This is a genomic window from Brevibacillus sp. NRS-1366, assembly GCF_050467985.1.
On sequence record NZ_JBITPN010000002.1, the window covers coordinates 70,124 to 85,644 of the forward strand.

The following is a 15,521-nucleotide window of genomic DNA, read 5'->3' on the forward strand; positions in this document are numbered from 1 at the left end:
CCCACCTAAAGGAGAAGAAATCCGACTCCAATCAACGAAAGGTTGCGTATAACGATAGGAGCGTCGATGCCGTAGTTTCCCTGCGCACGTTGGCATCAAAATAATAGTTGTAATAGGGATCTTCGGCATCGTCCAGCACCAGGATTTTATCTGCCCTAGATAGCCCGCACGTGTCCACCACATAAACGTCAGGTCCTTTAAAAGCATAGGCGAAACCATTAACGTGTGCTTTCCGTGTCAAAAGATCGAATTCGAATCTGCTAAGCCGTTTTTCAGGGCCCCATTCCATCATCATCTTATCACGGTCCTGCGCTTCGGAAGGCGCGCTGATGTTATATAAATAGACTCTGTGCGACATAGTTTGGCTTCTCCTTGATTCCAAATTCAACCACAAACAGTATCTTGTTAGAATTTTCCTGTCCATTATTATAGCATGTATATGTTCTAAACCCGAATTTCAAAGTAACTCCGATACTAAACTTTATGAATCAGGGTAAAACCGACTCGCGTAAAGCATATGTACTCTCGGGATTTTACCATAAACAGAAGGCTGCCGATAACAATGGAGCGGCTGCCTTCTGCAAAGGTGTGGAGTATTTTCATACCTTAGACCATGAGGAAACAGTAATAAATCTTGCTTAGGTGAGTGAGAAGCTCACTTCTTTCTCGTTTTAACGGCTAGACCGCTAAAAGAAACAGGACCAACAACATTAGCTCTGGTATTTGCGGTTCAATTTTCAGCGGTTAATGTGTAGGTGTGGTTTCCAGATCTAACATTTCTATCGATTGCCTGAAACGTGACGGAATAATTTCGTTCAGAACCAGCTGATTCAATACCTTGTACTGTATTGAAAATCTCTTTTCCGTCGCGGAAGATTCGAAAGAGAATTTGAGCGATACCAGTAATTCCTCGGACCCCAACAGTTGCTACTAATTCAACCCGATTCGGTCGAGCATTCATAGCAGGTATTCTGATTCGAATGGTTGCTAGGCGAGACCTTCCTGGAGAACGTCTGATAGTAAATGCCCTAGCTAAATTGAATTTACGTCGCGGCTGAACGGCAGCTTTATCGAGTACCCTTGCCAATAAAAAACAACTCCTCTTGTTTGATAATCTTAAGATATGTTGGACAAAGGGAGAGTGATTGGACGAGGATTCAACCATCTAGAATTTTTCCGTTTGCGGACGGCAAGGCTATGCTGGTGACTGATAAAAAGGAATTCAGCCAATGCGATCTTGCTACCAAGTAGCTGACAACAGTAGTTGCACCGAAGCCGAAGCTGGAAGGACGATTGCCTATGTCAAAAGGGATAAAGAAAAAAAGTCGGCACTGCATTTACTAAAAAATGAAGGCTCCTCAGCCTTTACACGCGAAGGCAGTTGACACTGATCCAGTAATTCACTATACTGTCTGTAATCTTATATGCGACATACGTTGAAAGAGCCCAGTAGCAGCTTGGTCCCTGTTCTAGAAAGCCGGTGGTGATGGAACCCGGTACACACGAAGCTAGCGAATTACAACTCTGGAGTATCTCGGGTAATGCTGAGCGGAATGGCGAACGATAACTCGCCGAGAGCGGCATGAATGGCGTGCAAAAAGCGCAATGGCCATTGGTGCAATCTGGGTGGTAACACGGTTATTCAATCGTCCCTATGTCTACAATAGACAAGGGGCGATTTTTTTATTTTTCAACGCGCAAAGATGATTTGGTATAGGATACCTAAGAACCAAAGGGAGTGGTATGGCTGTGAATATTATCGACGAACTGCAGTGGCGCGACGCCATCAATCAACAAACAGATGCTGATGGCCTTCGGGAATTAACGGAACAAAAAGCAATCTCGCTATACTGTGGTGTAGATCCGACGGGTGACAGTATGCATATTGGTCACTTGATCCCATTCATGGTACTGAAACGCTTTCAGCTTGCTGGGCATCGTCCGGTCATTCTGATTGGCGGAGCAACGGGTACGATCGGGGATCCGAGCGGTCGTCAAACAGAACGTTCCCTGCAAACGCTGGAACAAGTCCAAGCGAACGTGGACGCACTGACCGCACAAATGAAAAAGCTGTTCGTAACAGAAGGCGATAACCAAATTCGCATGGTCAACAATTATGACTGGACACATAAAATCAATGTTATCGAATTTTTGCGCGATTATGGGAAAAACTTCAGCATCAATACCATGCTGGCAAAGGATATTGTGTCGAGCAGGCTTGAAACGGGTATTTCCTTTACAGAATTCTCTTACCAAATCCTCCAGTCGCTCGACTACATGCATCTGTACCAGCATGAAGATGTACAATTGCAAATCGGCGGCTCGGACCAATGGGGGAACATTACAAGCGGTCTCGATCTGATTCGGAAAAAAGAAGGGCCAGAGGCAAAAGCATTCGGTCTCACGATCCCCCTCATGTTAAAAGCTGACGGTACGAAATTTGGAAAAACAGCTGGGGGAGCGATCTGGCTGGATCCGAACAAAACAACGCCGTTCGAATTTTATCAGTTCTGGGCAAACACCGATGACCGCGATGTTGTGAAATACTTGAAATACTTTACGTTCCTGTCCAAAGAACAAATTGATGAGCTGGCTGAAAAGGTGCAGACGGAACCGCACAAACGCGAAGCCCAAAAAATGCTGGCAGAGGAAATGACGAGATTCGTGCATGGCGAAGAACTGCTGGAGCAGGCCAAACGGATTACCGCCGCTTTGTTCAGCGGAGATATTAAATCGCTGACTGCCGATGAGATCGAGCAAGGCTTCAAAGAGATGCCGACGTATGAAGCAACGAAGGAATCCAAAAACATCGTCGACTGGCTGGTTGATCTAGGCATCGAGCCATCCAAGCGCCAGGCACGCGAGGATATTACAAAAGGCGCGATTTCGATGAATGGTGAGCGCGTCAGCGACCTTGGGCTCGAAGTGACAGCGGACCTCGCCATCGGTGGCCGTTTTATCATCATCCGCAAAGGCAAGAAAAATTACAGTCTGGTGAAAATGTCCTAGAAGACAGAACAACGAGAAGTCCCCCCTTGAATTTATGAGGGAGGCTTTTTCGTTTTTTCATTAATTCTGGATCAAACTGCTTTCTTTTTAAGTACATTATTGCTTTCGAAAACCTTACTCAAAATAGTGAGGATCAATCCAACCAATGTAACTAAAGCAGCCACCCATGGGAGGGACTGAAGATCTAAAGGACTTTCTAGCACAATGCCGCCTAACCAAGCACCGATGGCACCTCCAAGGTTAAAAGCTCCGATATTGAGAGCAGATGCTAGATTTGGAGCAGATTTTGCTTGCTCCAATACGCGCATCTGGAACCCGGGAACGGTGCCAAACGCAGCAATCCCCCAAATGAAAATGGTTACGATCGTCGCGAATTTATGATGAATCGTGAGAGAGAAGAGTCCTAAAATAGCAATCAGGAGGATGAGCATTCCGATTAAGGAAGGCATAAGCTTCCAATCGGATAGTTTGCCTCCCACGATGTTGCCAATGGTTAAGCCTGCACCAAGTAATAGAAGCAAGCTCGTCACCGTATCGTGGTGGAAGCCTGTAATATTGGTTAGCATGGGTGAAATATAGGTGAAAACGACAAACACGCCACCAAAACCGAAAACGGTCGTTAACAGTGTTAGTAATACTTGAGGTTGGCGAAGAACACTTATTTCTTTACGGAAACTAGGGATGTCCTGTTTGGGTAATTTTGGAACAAATATAGCTAATGCTAGTAATGAAAAAACGCCCAGGAACGAGACGACCCAGAATGTGGAACGCCATCCATATGCTTGTCCTATATAGGTTCCGAATGGAACACCAAGTATATTGGCCAAAGTTACTCCGATGAACATCATGGAAATCGCGCTTGCTTGTTTATCTGGGCTGACTAATTTTGCGGCAACTACAGATCCGACTCCAAACAGGGTGCCATGTGTAAAGGCTGATAGAATGCGAGCGATGAGTAAGAGCTTGTAGGTAGAGGCAGTAGCACTAAGGATGTTGGCGATTACAAATAATCCCATCAATAACATAAGCAATATTTTTCTCGGTAAACGAATTGTCATTACAGTTAGAAGAGGCCCACCAATTGCTACGCCTAGAGCGTAAACAGAAACCAATAATCCTGCTTTACTAATGGAAATGTCGAGATCTGTTGCGACTTCAGGTAGGAGTCCCATAATGACAAATTCTGTTGTACCAATAGCAAAGGCACTGATCATCAAAATATAGATCGCGATTGGGAAGCGTGATTTGATTTCTTTTTGAGTCAAAGTAGAATCGGGATTCATGTTTCTTGCTCCTGTCTTTTGATTTTGATTGCACAGTCGATTATGCTTGATAGGGAGAATGGTGAGAAGTACGCACAATCATTCGCGTTAGTTTCTTCAAAGTAAGTATCATGGGGGGAGAAAAATTGAGACCAGCAGAATCTGATTATGCTGCGAATGTGACTCTTGGAATCATCGAAGGAAAATGGAAGTTGCTGCTTCTTTGTCATTTACGAAATGGAACCAAACGATTTTGTGATTTTACCCGTCTAATTCCAGGTCTAACGCAAAAAGTACTAACCTATCAACTAAGAGACTTGGAGTCTCATGGGTTAGTAAAAAGAGTGGTATATCCTGAAATCCCGCCGAAAGTGGAATATTCTTTGACCGCTTATGGGGAAAGTTTAATCCCGTTAATGGATTTAATGAATCACTGGGGAGAAGAACACCAAAAACATATAAACCGCTCTGAGTTCATTTGTTAATAAATGTAAGTAGATGTATTGCGGCTCAAAATGAAACGTCCTTTTTCGGTGTGCGTTCGCCCAAATGGGAATATTCCGAAAAGGGGCGATTTAAAAAGAGGTGTAAATATGGTAGAAGAGCTAGCCAATTATTTAAAGGAATGTGACATTGAAGTTGTTGCAGTAAAAAATTTATTGCTACCTGCCACAACGGAAGGGAAGCACAACATTTTGGTCGTACCTGGTTACAATCTGGTAGAAATGATGGAGGAAGTACAGGACGAAGAAGACTCACTCTCTGCCTATGTTCATACACAGCTGGAGGAGGTCCAGCGCTTATCTGTGGAGGATGCATTTCGAAAAATTGCAGAGTCTCAGCTTGTGTATACGGATCTTTCACCCGAGCAGAAAAGCTTGGAAGGAAAAGACTTTGAAGATATTTATCGGGCGTACGCTTTATTATGGGAAGGCAACGAGCTTATGAACGAACAGCATTGTGAAACCAAGACAATGCCTTTTGCGTTTCATACAGGATGGGTAGAGAGAAAAATGGGTGAAGATGAGGAGCTTATTGTCCTGACACTGCCGTTGGAAGCGGGATACGAAGCACCGTTGTGGGTACCAATGGGAGGCTTCAATGAATGTCCTTTGCCCGTATATCAGTCGGTGATCTTTAGACATTTTCAAGAGAGTTATGGAGTCACGCTTCTCGCAGTGTCTGACGATACGTGGATTTTACAGACAGGAAGACGACCGCAGACGTATGAGGAGGCATTAACACTGGCGAAAGAGCACTTTATTTTTTGTCAGTATGTCTTAGAAGATCAGCCAACGATAGGACATTACGTCGATTATTTAATGAAGAATGACGTGTGGTATTTTTGGTGGGATTAAATGCATACCTATAACCTTTTGGAAAAAGTGTTGTTTTTACCTGCTAAATTAGATAAGAAGAGCTGGCAGACTCCGTGCAGGGCAAGACCATTGTGATAACGGGGGCAAGCTCCGGGATTGGGGAGCAGGTCGCTTATCTCCTGGCCGATTTCCAGGTTCAGATGATCCTCGTGGCCAGAAGAGAGGAAAAGCTGCAAAATATGAAACGGGAAATCGAAAAGAAGGCTGCCAAGGTGAGCTTCTATCGGGCAGATCTGAGAGATTCGGATGAGATGGAAGCGTTCCTCTCGTTTTTGCATCAACAGCCTGACGGAGTGGATATTGTGGTGAACAACGCAGGTCTATCCATCAGACGTTCGATTGCGGACTCTTTGGATCGGTATCACGATTTTACCCGAACGATGGCGATTAATTATTTTGCCCCTGTCAGATTGCTCTTGTCTGTCATTCCCATGCTTAAACAAAATCAAGGTCAGGTGATCAACGTTTCTACCATAAACACTTCGTTAATCCCTATTCCTTTTTGGGCTGCGTATCAGGCCTCTAAGTCAGCTTTTGATACATGGTTTCGGTCTGCAGCACCCGAATTGAATGCAATGGGGATCTCCACGACGTCTATTTACCTTCCACTTGTGAAAACACCAATGATCCTGCCCACTGCTGCTTATCAAAACATGCCCGCTATGAGCTCGGAGCACGCAGCTCAAATGATTGCTAAATCGATGTATACAAAACGTAAAAACATGAAGCCGTGGTGGTTGATCTTTGGACAATTGGCCTCCCTTTTTGGCAGAGGACTTTGGGAGTGGACAATCCCGGGAAGGCTGCAGAGAGGGGGGAAATGACATTGCCGATCGTTCATCTATTCGTGGTGCTCTACAAAATGAGAATGCTTTCGCCAGTGGGGTTGTATAGGCTGGTCGCTGCCATATTTCAGTATGGAATCAATTTAATGATGCTTGTGAGGGTAGCTGAGCGAGCGTACGGTTCCAAGGTGGCTTTGGTGGATGAGCAGGAGACAATCAGCTTTCAACAGTTATTGTCCCAATCGGAGCACCTCTCTATCATTTTGAAGCAAAGATACGGGCTTACCAGCGGCCAGAAGGTTGGTTTCTTATGCCAAAACCATGCTTCTTTGGTGAAATCTATTTTTGCTGCTTCATTTACAGGATCAACAATTTATTTGCTCAACACCGGAATGAGCAACGAACAGTTCAATCAACTCCTGGACATGTATGATTTCGATTTTCTTGTCTTTGATGAGGAGCTGACTTCATTTATTGAACAATCGAAGTATACTAGAGACAAGGTATTGAGTTACCACGATCATTTGCCCGCCATCAATAATCTGCTGGATACATTCGTTCATGAGAAACATAAGCGACGCAGAACGTCTTCAAGCCAGATCATACTGCTGACAGGCGGTACTACGGGAAAGGCGAAAAATGCCGCACACAAGCCATCCCTGTTCAATTATTTGCCTCCGTTTTCAGTACTGCTTACCCGACTTCAACTCATGCGTCATCATACGGCTTATATCGCCACTCCCATCTATCATGGATACGGGATAGCCATATTACTGTTGTTTATCGCATTGGGAAAGAAAATAGTCGTTACATCCGGATTTGACGCTGAAAAGGCATGTGACCTCATACAAAAACATAAGGTTGAAGTTGTAACCGTCGTCCCTCTGATGGTCAGTAAAATGATGAAACATAATGTCGAGTCTTTGAAATCGCTTCGTTGCATCGCATCAGGTGGAGCAGAGCTGGGTCCGAAACTTGTAGCCGAGGTGTTCAGCAAATTAGGTAATGTCTTATACAATCTGTACGGTACTTCGGAAGCTGGCCTGAATATCATTGCCACACCGCTGGATTTAAAATATTCGGCGAATACGATTGGCCAAAAAATAAAAAACGCCAGAATACACGTGGTGGATCCCACTAAGAAAAAATGTAGAGCGGGCGCCATAGGTGAATTTTGCATAAAAAATAGATGGTCCATGCGAAATAGAAATGGAACGTGGATCTCGACTGGCGATTTAGGTTACCGGGATGAAAGAGGGTATTATTTTTTATGCGGAAGAACGGATGATATGGTCGTTTCTGGCGGTGTAAATGTTTATCCGATCGAGCTAGAACAAATACTGATCCATCACCCCGCGGTACAAGACGTAGCGGTAATAGGGATTCGTGATGAAACGTATGGGCAACGGTTGAAAGCGGTCGTTCAGCCCGTTCAAAATGTGGATCTTACAAAAGAGGCACTACTAGAATGGTTGCGCCCTAAAGTTGCAAGGTATCACTTGCCCAAAGAGATCGTCTTCGTTGACCAGATTGCCTACACGCATTTGGGGAAGCTCGATAAGAAGCAGCTTACATAAACGACAGGCTATACTCATTGCAAATTGAATTGCAGGGGGAAAACCAATGCGAGCGATTGTATGCACGAGATATGGATCACCGGATGTTTTGGAGCTTACTGAGGTAGATAAACCTGTCCCTCGGGATAATGAAGTGCTGGTTAAAATTCATGCGACAACTGTAACATCTGGGGATTGTAGAGTGAGGAGCTTCCAAAGCCCTTTTCTTGTACTGGATCCCCATGCGAATATTTTTAGGCCTCAGCAAACCAAGAAAACCGATTTTGGGTGTGGAGCTAGCCGGGGAAATAGAAGCCATAGGCAAAAATGTAAAGCGGTTTAAGAAAGGCGACCAGATCTATGCATTAAACGGGATGCATTTTGGTGCTCATGCCGAGTACATCTGTCTGCCTGAAGACGGTACCATGACCTTAAAACCTGCGAATGCAACCTATGAGGAAGCGGCAGCCGTTCCGTTTGGAGGAACGACCGCCTTGCATTTTCTGAGAAAAGGAAATATCCAGCCCGGACAAAGAGTCCTTATCTATGGAGCTTCAGGAGCGGTAGGGACTTCTGCCATGCAGCTTGCCAAGTATTTTGGGGCAGAGGTTACCGGGGTATGCAGCACCGCGAATTTCGAAATGGTGAAATCTCTGGGAGCCGATAAGCTCATCGATTACACGAAAGAGGATTTTGCGAGGACAGGAGAGCGTTATGATATCGTCTTTGATGCCGTTGGGAAAAGCTCGAAATCCAATTGCAGGAAAGCACTGACGACGAACGGGACTTACTTGACAGTGGATGGTCAGGGCATCGCAAAGGTTCGCACGGAAGATTTGCTTTTCCTCAAAGAGCTTATGGAAATGGGGAAATTAAAAGCGGTTATAGATAGACGCTACCCGCTGGAGCAAATCCCTGAAGCGCACAAATATGTAGAACAAGGGCACAAAAAGGGAAATGTAGTCATCACCGTGGTACATGATGACAAAGCCTAGCAGGTTCCATCCCGAGGTTGTAAGGAAGGCTGTTTCTCAGTCTTCTTTTTTTATTGACTTGTAGGGGCAAGTGCTTTACTTTGGAGCGGCTTTCCCTTTTTTCACATAGGAAAAAGAATACCCGGTAATGAAGACGCTAATGAGCAAGAAGGAAGCACCAGATTGGTGAAATAAGTAATGAGATCCAGACGGCTCCGGCCATCATGGCCACTATTGTCCCAATGTAGGTGACATTATTCATCATCTTCCTAACAAACTTCCTAACAAACAATTTTGCAGCATCAGAAAAGTATGCGAGGGATCGGACACCTGGTCAATGTCACCAACCAAAAAACGAAGATTTTACAAGGTTATGTTAATCAAAAGAGTTGCCGGTTTTACACACGGTTTTTAGTTGGGTTATTCAAGTTGAGAAGAAGTTACAATACTCCTATTGACAATATAGGGTAGGGGGCTATACTATAAAAGCGTCGAACTCCGGTAAATTATGGGATTGTATTGGCGTCGATATAAGACGGCCGTCACGAGCGTCAATCACTTTTCCGGGATCAACCGAGTGATTCGAAAGTAAAGGAGGGTACGTTCATGGGAAATCAAGCACAGGCCGTTTTTCTGCCGGATCCGAGACGTTGGAAAGCACTTGCATTATTATGCTTGGCCAATTTTATGGTGATCATGGACACATCGATTATCGGGGTTGCACTGCCGGCGATAAAAGAAGCACTTGGATACACGCAAGCGAATTTACAGTGGGTTTTCAACGCTTATGTCATTTTCTTTGGCGGCTTACTCTTATTGGGTGGTAGATTGTCCGACCTTTTTGGTCAAAGACGCATGTTCATGTGGGGATTTTCGATCCTTACTCTCGCCTCATTACTTGCTGGTGTTGCCTGGAACGAAGAGTCGCTTAACATCGGCCGGGCGTTGCAAGGTATTGGTTCTGCATTCATTGCGCCGGCAGCCTTAACGATTGTCATGATGTTATTTGGTGGCAATGCGAAAGAACTGGGGAAAGCATTCGGCTTTTGGGGAGCTTCAGCGGCGGCAGGAGGAACTGCCGGGGTATTTCTCGGGGGTGTCATTACCGAGTGGCTTAGCTGGCAGTGGACATTTCTGATTAATATTCCGGTTGGACTCTTTGTCCTTTTCCTTTCACCAGCTATCCTTTCAAAAGGGATGGTCAGAAAAGGAAGTGTCGATATTTTGGGCGCTCTTTCCGTCACTGCGGCCCTTGTCCTAGCCGTTTATGGGATTGTGGCAGCAGAACATAACGGGTGGAGTTCAACCACTACGATATGGACCCTCATTTCCGCCGTTATACTGTTCGTTCTATTCCTTATTGTTCAGACGTTCAAAAGAGAACCATTGGTCCCACTGCGAATATTCTCCGCACCAAATCTGGCAGCAGGCAACATTGCTTTGATCATGCTCTCCGGCGCATGGATTCCGCTTTGGTTTTTTCTGAATCTGTACTTGCAGCAAATTTTGAAATTCAATGCTTTTGCAGGCGGTCTTGGGATGCTTCCCATGACAATCCTCATTATGGTCTTCATGGTTTTCATCACAGGGAAACTCATCGGGAGGTTTGGAATAAAGGCGAACTTAGTCATTGGTTTGATTGCCTTAGGTGGATCTTTGCTCCTGTTTGCTGAAAACACTCCCATTGACGGTAACTTCCTGGTAAACGTCCTTCCTGCTTCCTTACTAGGGGCTTTAGGTATGTCACTTGCCTATATCCCGGCAACCATGTCTGCGATGTCTGGAGCAAAACCGGAGGAGGCCGGACTTGCTTCTGGCATTGCGAATACGAGTTACCAGATCGGTTCTGCCATCGGACTCGCTGCTATGGTAGCGATTGCTGCTGCAACCACGGGATCACAAACAGGTACGGAACAGGTTGTCGCACTCAACGCAGGGTTTCACCAAGCCTTCTTTTGGTCAGGCATCGTTGCTCTCGTGGGTGCGGTCTTGGCGCTCTTTTTTATCCAATCACCTAAGCAGGGAGAGTCTAAGGGACCTTCGGCAATGTAAAGATTCCTCTCCAGCCGGCCAAAAGCGGTTTGGCTGGAGCCTCTTTTTATCTCATTGCTTGGAATAGGGGGAGGGAGTATACTATAATTAATGTAAAAAGGAGATGATGGGAATGAGTACGGAAGCAGAACAAATGGTTCAAACAACTTTTGGAGAGTCGACTTGTTGTTCTCCTGGAGAAACTGGGCGCAAGAGCCATCATTCCGATAAGATTAAAAATGGTTTGATCAGCCGCTTAAACCGGATTGAAGGTCAGGTTCGCGGTATTAAAGGGATGATTGAAAAAGATGCATACTGCGATGATGTTCTGAATCAAATCTCTTCGATCCAATCTGCGCTGAATGGGGTGGGAAAGCTCCTACTCGAACATCACATGAAAAGCTGTGTGATCGAGCGGATCCAGGAAGGCGATACGGAAGTGTTGACAGAACTCATAACAACCATGAATAAACTGATGAAGTAACGGGAAGATAAAGAGAAGGCAGCTGTCGTGCTGCTATTTTCTTGGTTTAAAATATAGGGTACATGGGTATCGTAAAATTATTGTTGACACCATATACCATAGGGGAGTATATTATAACCAAGGGGTCGATGGAAATGAAACCCAATGAGTCAACTGATTTACATCAACCAAAGAGCCACCTGAATTCAAAAGAGAAATCAGCTATCAAAACCAGACTAAATCGGATTGAAGGCCAAATTCGCGGTGTACAGGGACAGGTGGAACGAAATGAATATTGTGATCACGTCTTGAATCAATTGGCTGCCATCCACTCCGCACTTAACGCAGTAGGTAAACTGCTTTTGGAGAATCATTTAAAAACGCACGTGGTAAGCCGTATTCAACAGAAGGATGAAGCGATTCTCGAAGAAACGATCCAAACATTAAAAATTTTGATGAAATAAAGGAGAGAGCATGATGAAAAATCTTATATTGCAAGTAGAAGGCATGAGCTGCCAACACTGCGTCATTTCCATCGAAGGGGCGCTTAAAGAAATCGGGGCGAACGGAAAAGTCGATCTCGCGAGCAATACGGTGGATGTAACGTATGATGAAAACCAAATTTCTCTTGAGACCGTAAAAGAAGCGATTGAGGAGCAAGGTTACGAAGTCTTATGAACAATTATGAAACAAGGAAAGGAGTAATTGGTTATGGAAGCAACGGCTTCGACCGCAAACAAACAAGTCAACTTGCAAATCACAGGCATGACGTGCGCTGCATGTGCGCTCCGAATCGAAAAGGGTTTGAATAAACTGGAAGGCATCTCGACGGCAAATGTAAACTTCGCCATGGAAAAAGCAAGTGTTGTCTTTGATTCGACCAAAGTCGATGTAAAACGCATCGAAGAAAGCATCAAGAAACTGGGATACGGCATGGCGAAAGAAGTCGTCGATTTCCAACTGGAAGGGATGACATGCGCCGCATGTGCGAACCGAATTGAAAAAGGCCTGAATAAGCTCCCTGGCGTTACGAATGCAACGGTCAACTTTGCCATGGAAACGGCGCACGTCGAGTATTCCCCGAGCGAGGTTTCCGTAAGCGATATGCAGAAAAAGGTGCAGCAGCTCGGATATAAAGCTATTTTGAAAACAGAGAATGAACCTGCGCACGATCACCGTTCGAAAGAAGTGCAGAATCAAAAACGGAAATTGCTCCTTTCGGCGATTCTCTCGTTCCCACTCTTGTGGGCCATGGTTAGCCACTTTTCGTTTACTTCCTGGATCTACATGCCGGAAATTCTCATGAATCCATGGTTGCAACTGATTCTGGCCACCCCAGTTCAATTTTACGTAGGCAGACAATTTTATGTGGGTGCATACAAAGCCCTGCGTAATGGCAGTGCCAACATGGATGTATTAGTCTCGCTCGGTACATCAGCGGCGTACTTTTACAGCTTATATCTGACAATCATTTGGTTCACAAGCGGTGGAGGAGCGCACCACGGTCCGTCCCTCTACTACGAGACGAGTGCCGTTCTTATCACACTCGTGATCATGGGCAAATTGTTCGAGTCGCTCGCCAAAGGACGTTCGTCGGAAGCCATCAAGTCCTTGATGGGACTGCAAGCCAAGACTGCTTTGGTAGTGCGCAACGGTCAAGAGCTGTCCATTCCGGTTGATGAAGTGATTGCCGGGGATCTCGTTCTGGTCCGTCCTGGAGATAAAGTGCCTGTCGATGGGGAAGTCATGGAAGGCATTTCGTCCGTGGACGAATCCATGCTCACCGGAGAAAGCATTCCTGTAGAAAAGAAACCCGGTGACGCAGTAATCGGCGCAACTATCAACAAAAACGGGATGTTACAAATAAAAGCAACCAAGGTTGGCAAAGAGACGGCGCTTGCCCAAATCATTAAAGTCGTGGAAGAAGCGCAGGGCTCGAAAGCACCAATTCAAAGGGTTGCAGACGTGATTTCTGGAATCTTTGTTCCCATCGTTGTCGGAATCGCGATTGTCTCGTTCTTGGTTTGGTACTTCTTCGTGACTCCAGGCGATTTTGCTGGGGCTTTGGAAATAGCGATTGCGATCCTGGTTATTGCTTGCCCTTGCGCATTGGGATTGGCAACACCAACCTCTATTATGGCAGGATCCGGACGCGCAGCCGAGCTCGGCATCCTTTTCAAAGGCGGCGAGCATCTGGAGCAAACCCATAAAATTGACGCGATTATTTTAGACAAAACTGGCACAGTCACAAAAGGGAAACCCGAGTTGACAGATGTTCTCGTCGACGGTGACGAAACGGACTTTCTCAGACTCGTTGGGGCAGCCGAGAAAAATTCGGAGCATCCACTTGCAGAAGCGATTGTGGCGGGCATTCGGGAAAAAGGCATCTCACTGCCAGGAACGGAAGGGTTTGAAGCGATTCCGGGCTTTGGAATCAAGGCCGTGGTGGAAGGGAAAGAGCTCCTTATCGGCACACGCCGGTTGATGGAAAAATTTGAAGTGGACGCCAAGGATTCGTATGCCACGATGTCTCTCCTTGAAGAAGCCGGTAAAACGGCCATGCTTGTCGCTATCAATAAACAGTACGCCGGTATAGTAGCGGTAGCAGATACGATTAAAGAAACCTCCAAGGATGCTGTCAGTCGTCTGAAACAAATGGGCATCCAGGTCATCATGATCACCGGAGACAACGAACGGACGGCAAAGGCCATCGCAGCCCAAGTCGGCATCGAGCATGTGCTTGCGGAAGTCCTTCCAGAGGGCAAAGCAGAGGAAGTTAAGAAACTGCAAGCCGGGGGCAAAAAAGTAGCGATGGTCGGGGATGGCATAAATGATGCGCCTGCTCTCGCAACAGCGGACATTGGAATGGCAATCGGCACAGGCACGGACGTCGCCATGGAAGCAGCGGATGTAACTCTCATGCGTGGTGACCTTTCCAGCATTCCGGATGCGATCTTTATGAGTCGGAAAACCATGAGTAACATCAAACAAAATTTGTTCTGGGCACTCGGATACAACACGCTCGGGATTCCGATTGCGGCCATTGGTTTATTAGCACCGTGGGTAGCAGGGGCGGCCATGGCGTTAAGTTCAGTATCCGTCGTTCTCAATGCACTGCGGCTGCAGCGAGTCAAGGTACCACAAAAATGAATGGAGAGAACGGTTATGAATAAGAAGATGATGATTCTTTCGACTTTACTCACCTTCAGTTTATTGGCCGGATGCGGCAATGCCAACGAAAATGCGCCTGCCAACGAGAATAACCACACTTCTGGTCATGGAGCAAGTCACGATCAAGCAGGCAATCAAGCGGAAAATCAAGCAGACAATCACGGCGGACATGGCGCTGAACAAATACCGGTGTCAGATAACCTGAAAGCTTCGTTTGCTTTCGCCTCGGGCAGCGCAAAAGCAAACGAAGAAACGGAAATAACCGTTCAAATCACCAATAAGGATGGCTCGCCGGTAAACGATTTCGAGGTCAATCATGAGAAATTGCTTCATCTGATCATCGTTAATCACGATCTGTCATACTTTGCCCATATCCATCCCGATTTCAAGGGAGACGGTAAATTTACCATAAACAATGCTTTTCCTGCCGGTGGCAAATACAAGATGTTTGCGGATTTCAAACCTGTCGGCGGGTCCACCACGACTTTGAGCGAATGGATGGATGTGGAAGGGAAAGAAGGGGAACATGCTGCCGTCACACCTGATTCCAAGCTAGTCAAAGAAGTCAACGATAAAGAAATCGAGCTCGCCTTGACCAGCACGAAAGCAAAAGAAGATGTCACGTTGACGTTCGACATCCGCGATGCGAAGACGAAGCAAGGAATTAACAACCTGGAGCCTTATTTGGGTGCGGTGGGCCATGTGGTCATTCTTTCAGAAGATGCGGGACAGTACCTCCATGTACATCCGCTTGATGAAAAAGCAACCGGGCCAAAAGCACAGTTCGCAACATCTTTTCCGAAAAGCGGCACCTATAAGATTTGGGGACAATTTCAGCATAGAGGCGAAGTCATTACCGTTCCTTTTGTAGTTGAAGTGAAATAATCGGCA

At 45.8% G+C, this 15,521-nt stretch carries 13 protein-coding genes and 2 pseudogenes; 12 read left to right on the plus strand and 3 right to left on the minus strand.

What is annotated here, in order from left to right; all coding sequences use genetic code 11:
• Positions 1–31 precede the first annotated feature (31 nt).
• On the minus strand, positions 32–358 hold the full coding sequence (locus ACIFQN_RS01025) for a hypothetical protein (protein WP_429831160.1): 327 nt from the start codon (positions 356–358) through the stop codon (positions 32–34).
• A gap of 297 nt (positions 359–655) precedes the next feature.
• Positions 656–1,087 (minus strand): annotated as a pseudogene (locus ACIFQN_RS01030) (exosporium protein C).
• A gap of 662 nt (positions 1,088–1,749) precedes the next feature.
• Between ACIFQN_RS01030 and tyrS the strand changes: the two are divergent.
• Positions 1,750–3,009 (plus strand): tyrosine--tRNA ligase, encoded by a 1,260-nt coding sequence (tyrS, locus tag ACIFQN_RS01035; protein ID WP_429831161.1) that lies wholly within the window; start codon positions 1,750–1,752, stop codon positions 3,007–3,009.
• A 71-nt stretch (positions 3,010–3,080) separates the two neighbouring features.
• On the opposite strand, the gene ACIFQN_RS01040 is transcribed toward tyrS, so the two are convergent.
• Positions 3,081–4,292: an MFS transporter gene (locus ACIFQN_RS01040; protein ID WP_429831162.1), complete on the minus strand. Its 1,212-nt coding sequence runs from the start codon at positions 4,290–4,292 to the stop codon at positions 3,081–3,083.
• 110 nt (positions 4,293–4,402) lie between these two features.
• On the opposite strand from ACIFQN_RS01040, the gene ACIFQN_RS01045 reads away from it, so the two are divergent.
• The 11 genes and pseudogenes from ACIFQN_RS01045 (at position 4,403) to ACIFQN_RS01095 (ending at position 15,515) form a co-directional block, all read left to right on the plus strand.
• On the plus strand, positions 4,403–4,756 hold the full coding sequence (locus ACIFQN_RS01045) for a winged helix-turn-helix transcriptional regulator (RefSeq protein WP_429831163.1): 354 nt from the start codon (positions 4,403–4,405) through the stop codon (positions 4,754–4,756).
• 108 nt (positions 4,757–4,864) lie between these two features.
• Complete coding sequence (locus ACIFQN_RS01050; protein WP_429831164.1) at positions 4,865–5,629, plus strand: DUF4253 domain-containing protein; 765 nt, start codon at positions 4,865–4,867, stop codon at positions 5,627–5,629.
• 74 nt (positions 5,630–5,703) lie between these two features.
• The gene (locus ACIFQN_RS01055) at positions 5,704–6,474 is read left to right on the plus strand and encodes an SDR family NAD(P)-dependent oxidoreductase (protein ID WP_429831165.1); all 771 of its coding nucleotides are present in this window, start codon (positions 5,704–5,706) and stop codon (positions 6,472–6,474) included.
• Complete coding sequence (locus ACIFQN_RS01060) at positions 6,471–8,012, plus strand: AMP-binding protein (RefSeq protein ID WP_429831166.1); 1,542 nt, start codon at positions 6,471–6,473, stop codon at positions 8,010–8,012. The genes ACIFQN_RS01055 and ACIFQN_RS01060 overlap by 4 nt, the downstream gene beginning before the upstream one ends.
• Before the next feature lie 46 nt (positions 8,013–8,058).
• Positions 8,059–8,986: pseudogene (locus ACIFQN_RS01065) on the plus strand (NAD(P)-dependent alcohol dehydrogenase).
• A 585-nt stretch (positions 8,987–9,571) separates the two neighbouring features.
• Positions 9,572–11,017: an MFS transporter gene (locus ACIFQN_RS01070; protein WP_429831167.1), complete on the plus strand. Its 1,446-nt coding sequence runs from the start codon at positions 9,572–9,574 to the stop codon at positions 11,015–11,017.
• A gap of 133 nt (positions 11,018–11,150) precedes the next feature.
• On the plus strand, positions 11,151–11,480 hold the full coding sequence (locus ACIFQN_RS01075) for a metal-sensitive transcriptional regulator (RefSeq protein WP_429831402.1): 330 nt from the start codon (positions 11,151–11,153) through the stop codon (positions 11,478–11,480).
• Between the two features lie 134 nt (positions 11,481–11,614).
• Positions 11,615–11,923 (plus strand): metal-sensitive transcriptional regulator, encoded by a 309-nt coding sequence (locus ACIFQN_RS01080; protein ID WP_429831168.1) that lies wholly within the window; start codon positions 11,615–11,617, stop codon positions 11,921–11,923.
• Positions 11,924–11,933: 10 nt separating this feature from the next.
• A complete protein-coding gene (locus ACIFQN_RS01085; protein WP_429831169.1) occupies positions 11,934–12,137 on the plus strand; it encodes a cation transporter in 204 nt (67 codons plus the stop codon).
• A gap of 33 nt (positions 12,138–12,170) precedes the next feature.
• Positions 12,171–14,609: a heavy metal translocating P-type ATPase gene (locus ACIFQN_RS01090; RefSeq protein ID WP_429831170.1), complete on the plus strand. Its 2,439-nt coding sequence runs from the start codon at positions 12,171–12,173 to the stop codon at positions 14,607–14,609.
• 15 nt (positions 14,610–14,624) lie between these two features.
• Positions 14,625–15,515, plus strand: coding sequence for a hypothetical protein (locus ACIFQN_RS01095; RefSeq protein WP_429831171.1), 891 nt, complete (start codon positions 14,625–14,627; stop codon positions 15,513–15,515).
• Positions 15,516–15,521: the final 6 nt, after the last annotated feature.

Coding starts and splice junctions, on each gene's coding strand:
- ACIFQN_RS01025 (WP_429831160.1), bottom strand. CDS start 358: ATGTCGCACAGAGTCTATTTATATAACATCAGCGCGCCTTCCGAAGCG.
- ACIFQN_RS01040 (WP_429831162.1), bottom strand. CDS start 4,292: ATGAATCCCGATTCTACTTTGACTCAAAAAGAAATCAAATCACGCTTC.
- ACIFQN_RS01045 (WP_429831163.1), top strand. CDS start 4,403: ATGGGGGGAGAAAAATTGAGACCAGCAGAATCTGATTATGCTGCGAAT.
- ACIFQN_RS01050 (WP_429831164.1), top strand. CDS start 4,865: ATGGTAGAAGAGCTAGCCAATTATTTAAAGGAATGTGACATTGAAGTT.
- ACIFQN_RS01060 (WP_429831166.1), top strand. CDS start 6,471: ATGACATTGCCGATCGTTCATCTATTCGTGGTGCTCTACAAAATGAGA.
- ACIFQN_RS01070 (WP_429831167.1), top strand. CDS start 9,572: ATGGGAAATCAAGCACAGGCCGTTTTTCTGCCGGATCCGAGACGTTGG.
- ACIFQN_RS01075 (WP_429831402.1), top strand. CDS start 11,151: ATGGTTCAAACAACTTTTGGAGAGTCGACTTGTTGTTCTCCTGGAGAA.
- ACIFQN_RS01080 (WP_429831168.1), top strand. CDS start 11,615: ATGAAACCCAATGAGTCAACTGATTTACATCAACCAAAGAGCCACCTG.
- ACIFQN_RS01085 (WP_429831169.1), top strand. CDS start 11,934: ATGATGAAAAATCTTATATTGCAAGTAGAAGGCATGAGCTGCCAACAC.
- ACIFQN_RS01090 (WP_429831170.1), top strand. CDS start 12,171: ATGGAAGCAACGGCTTCGACCGCAAACAAACAAGTCAACTTGCAAATC.
- ACIFQN_RS01095 (WP_429831171.1), top strand. CDS start 14,625: ATGAATAAGAAGATGATGATTCTTTCGACTTTACTCACCTTCAGTTTA.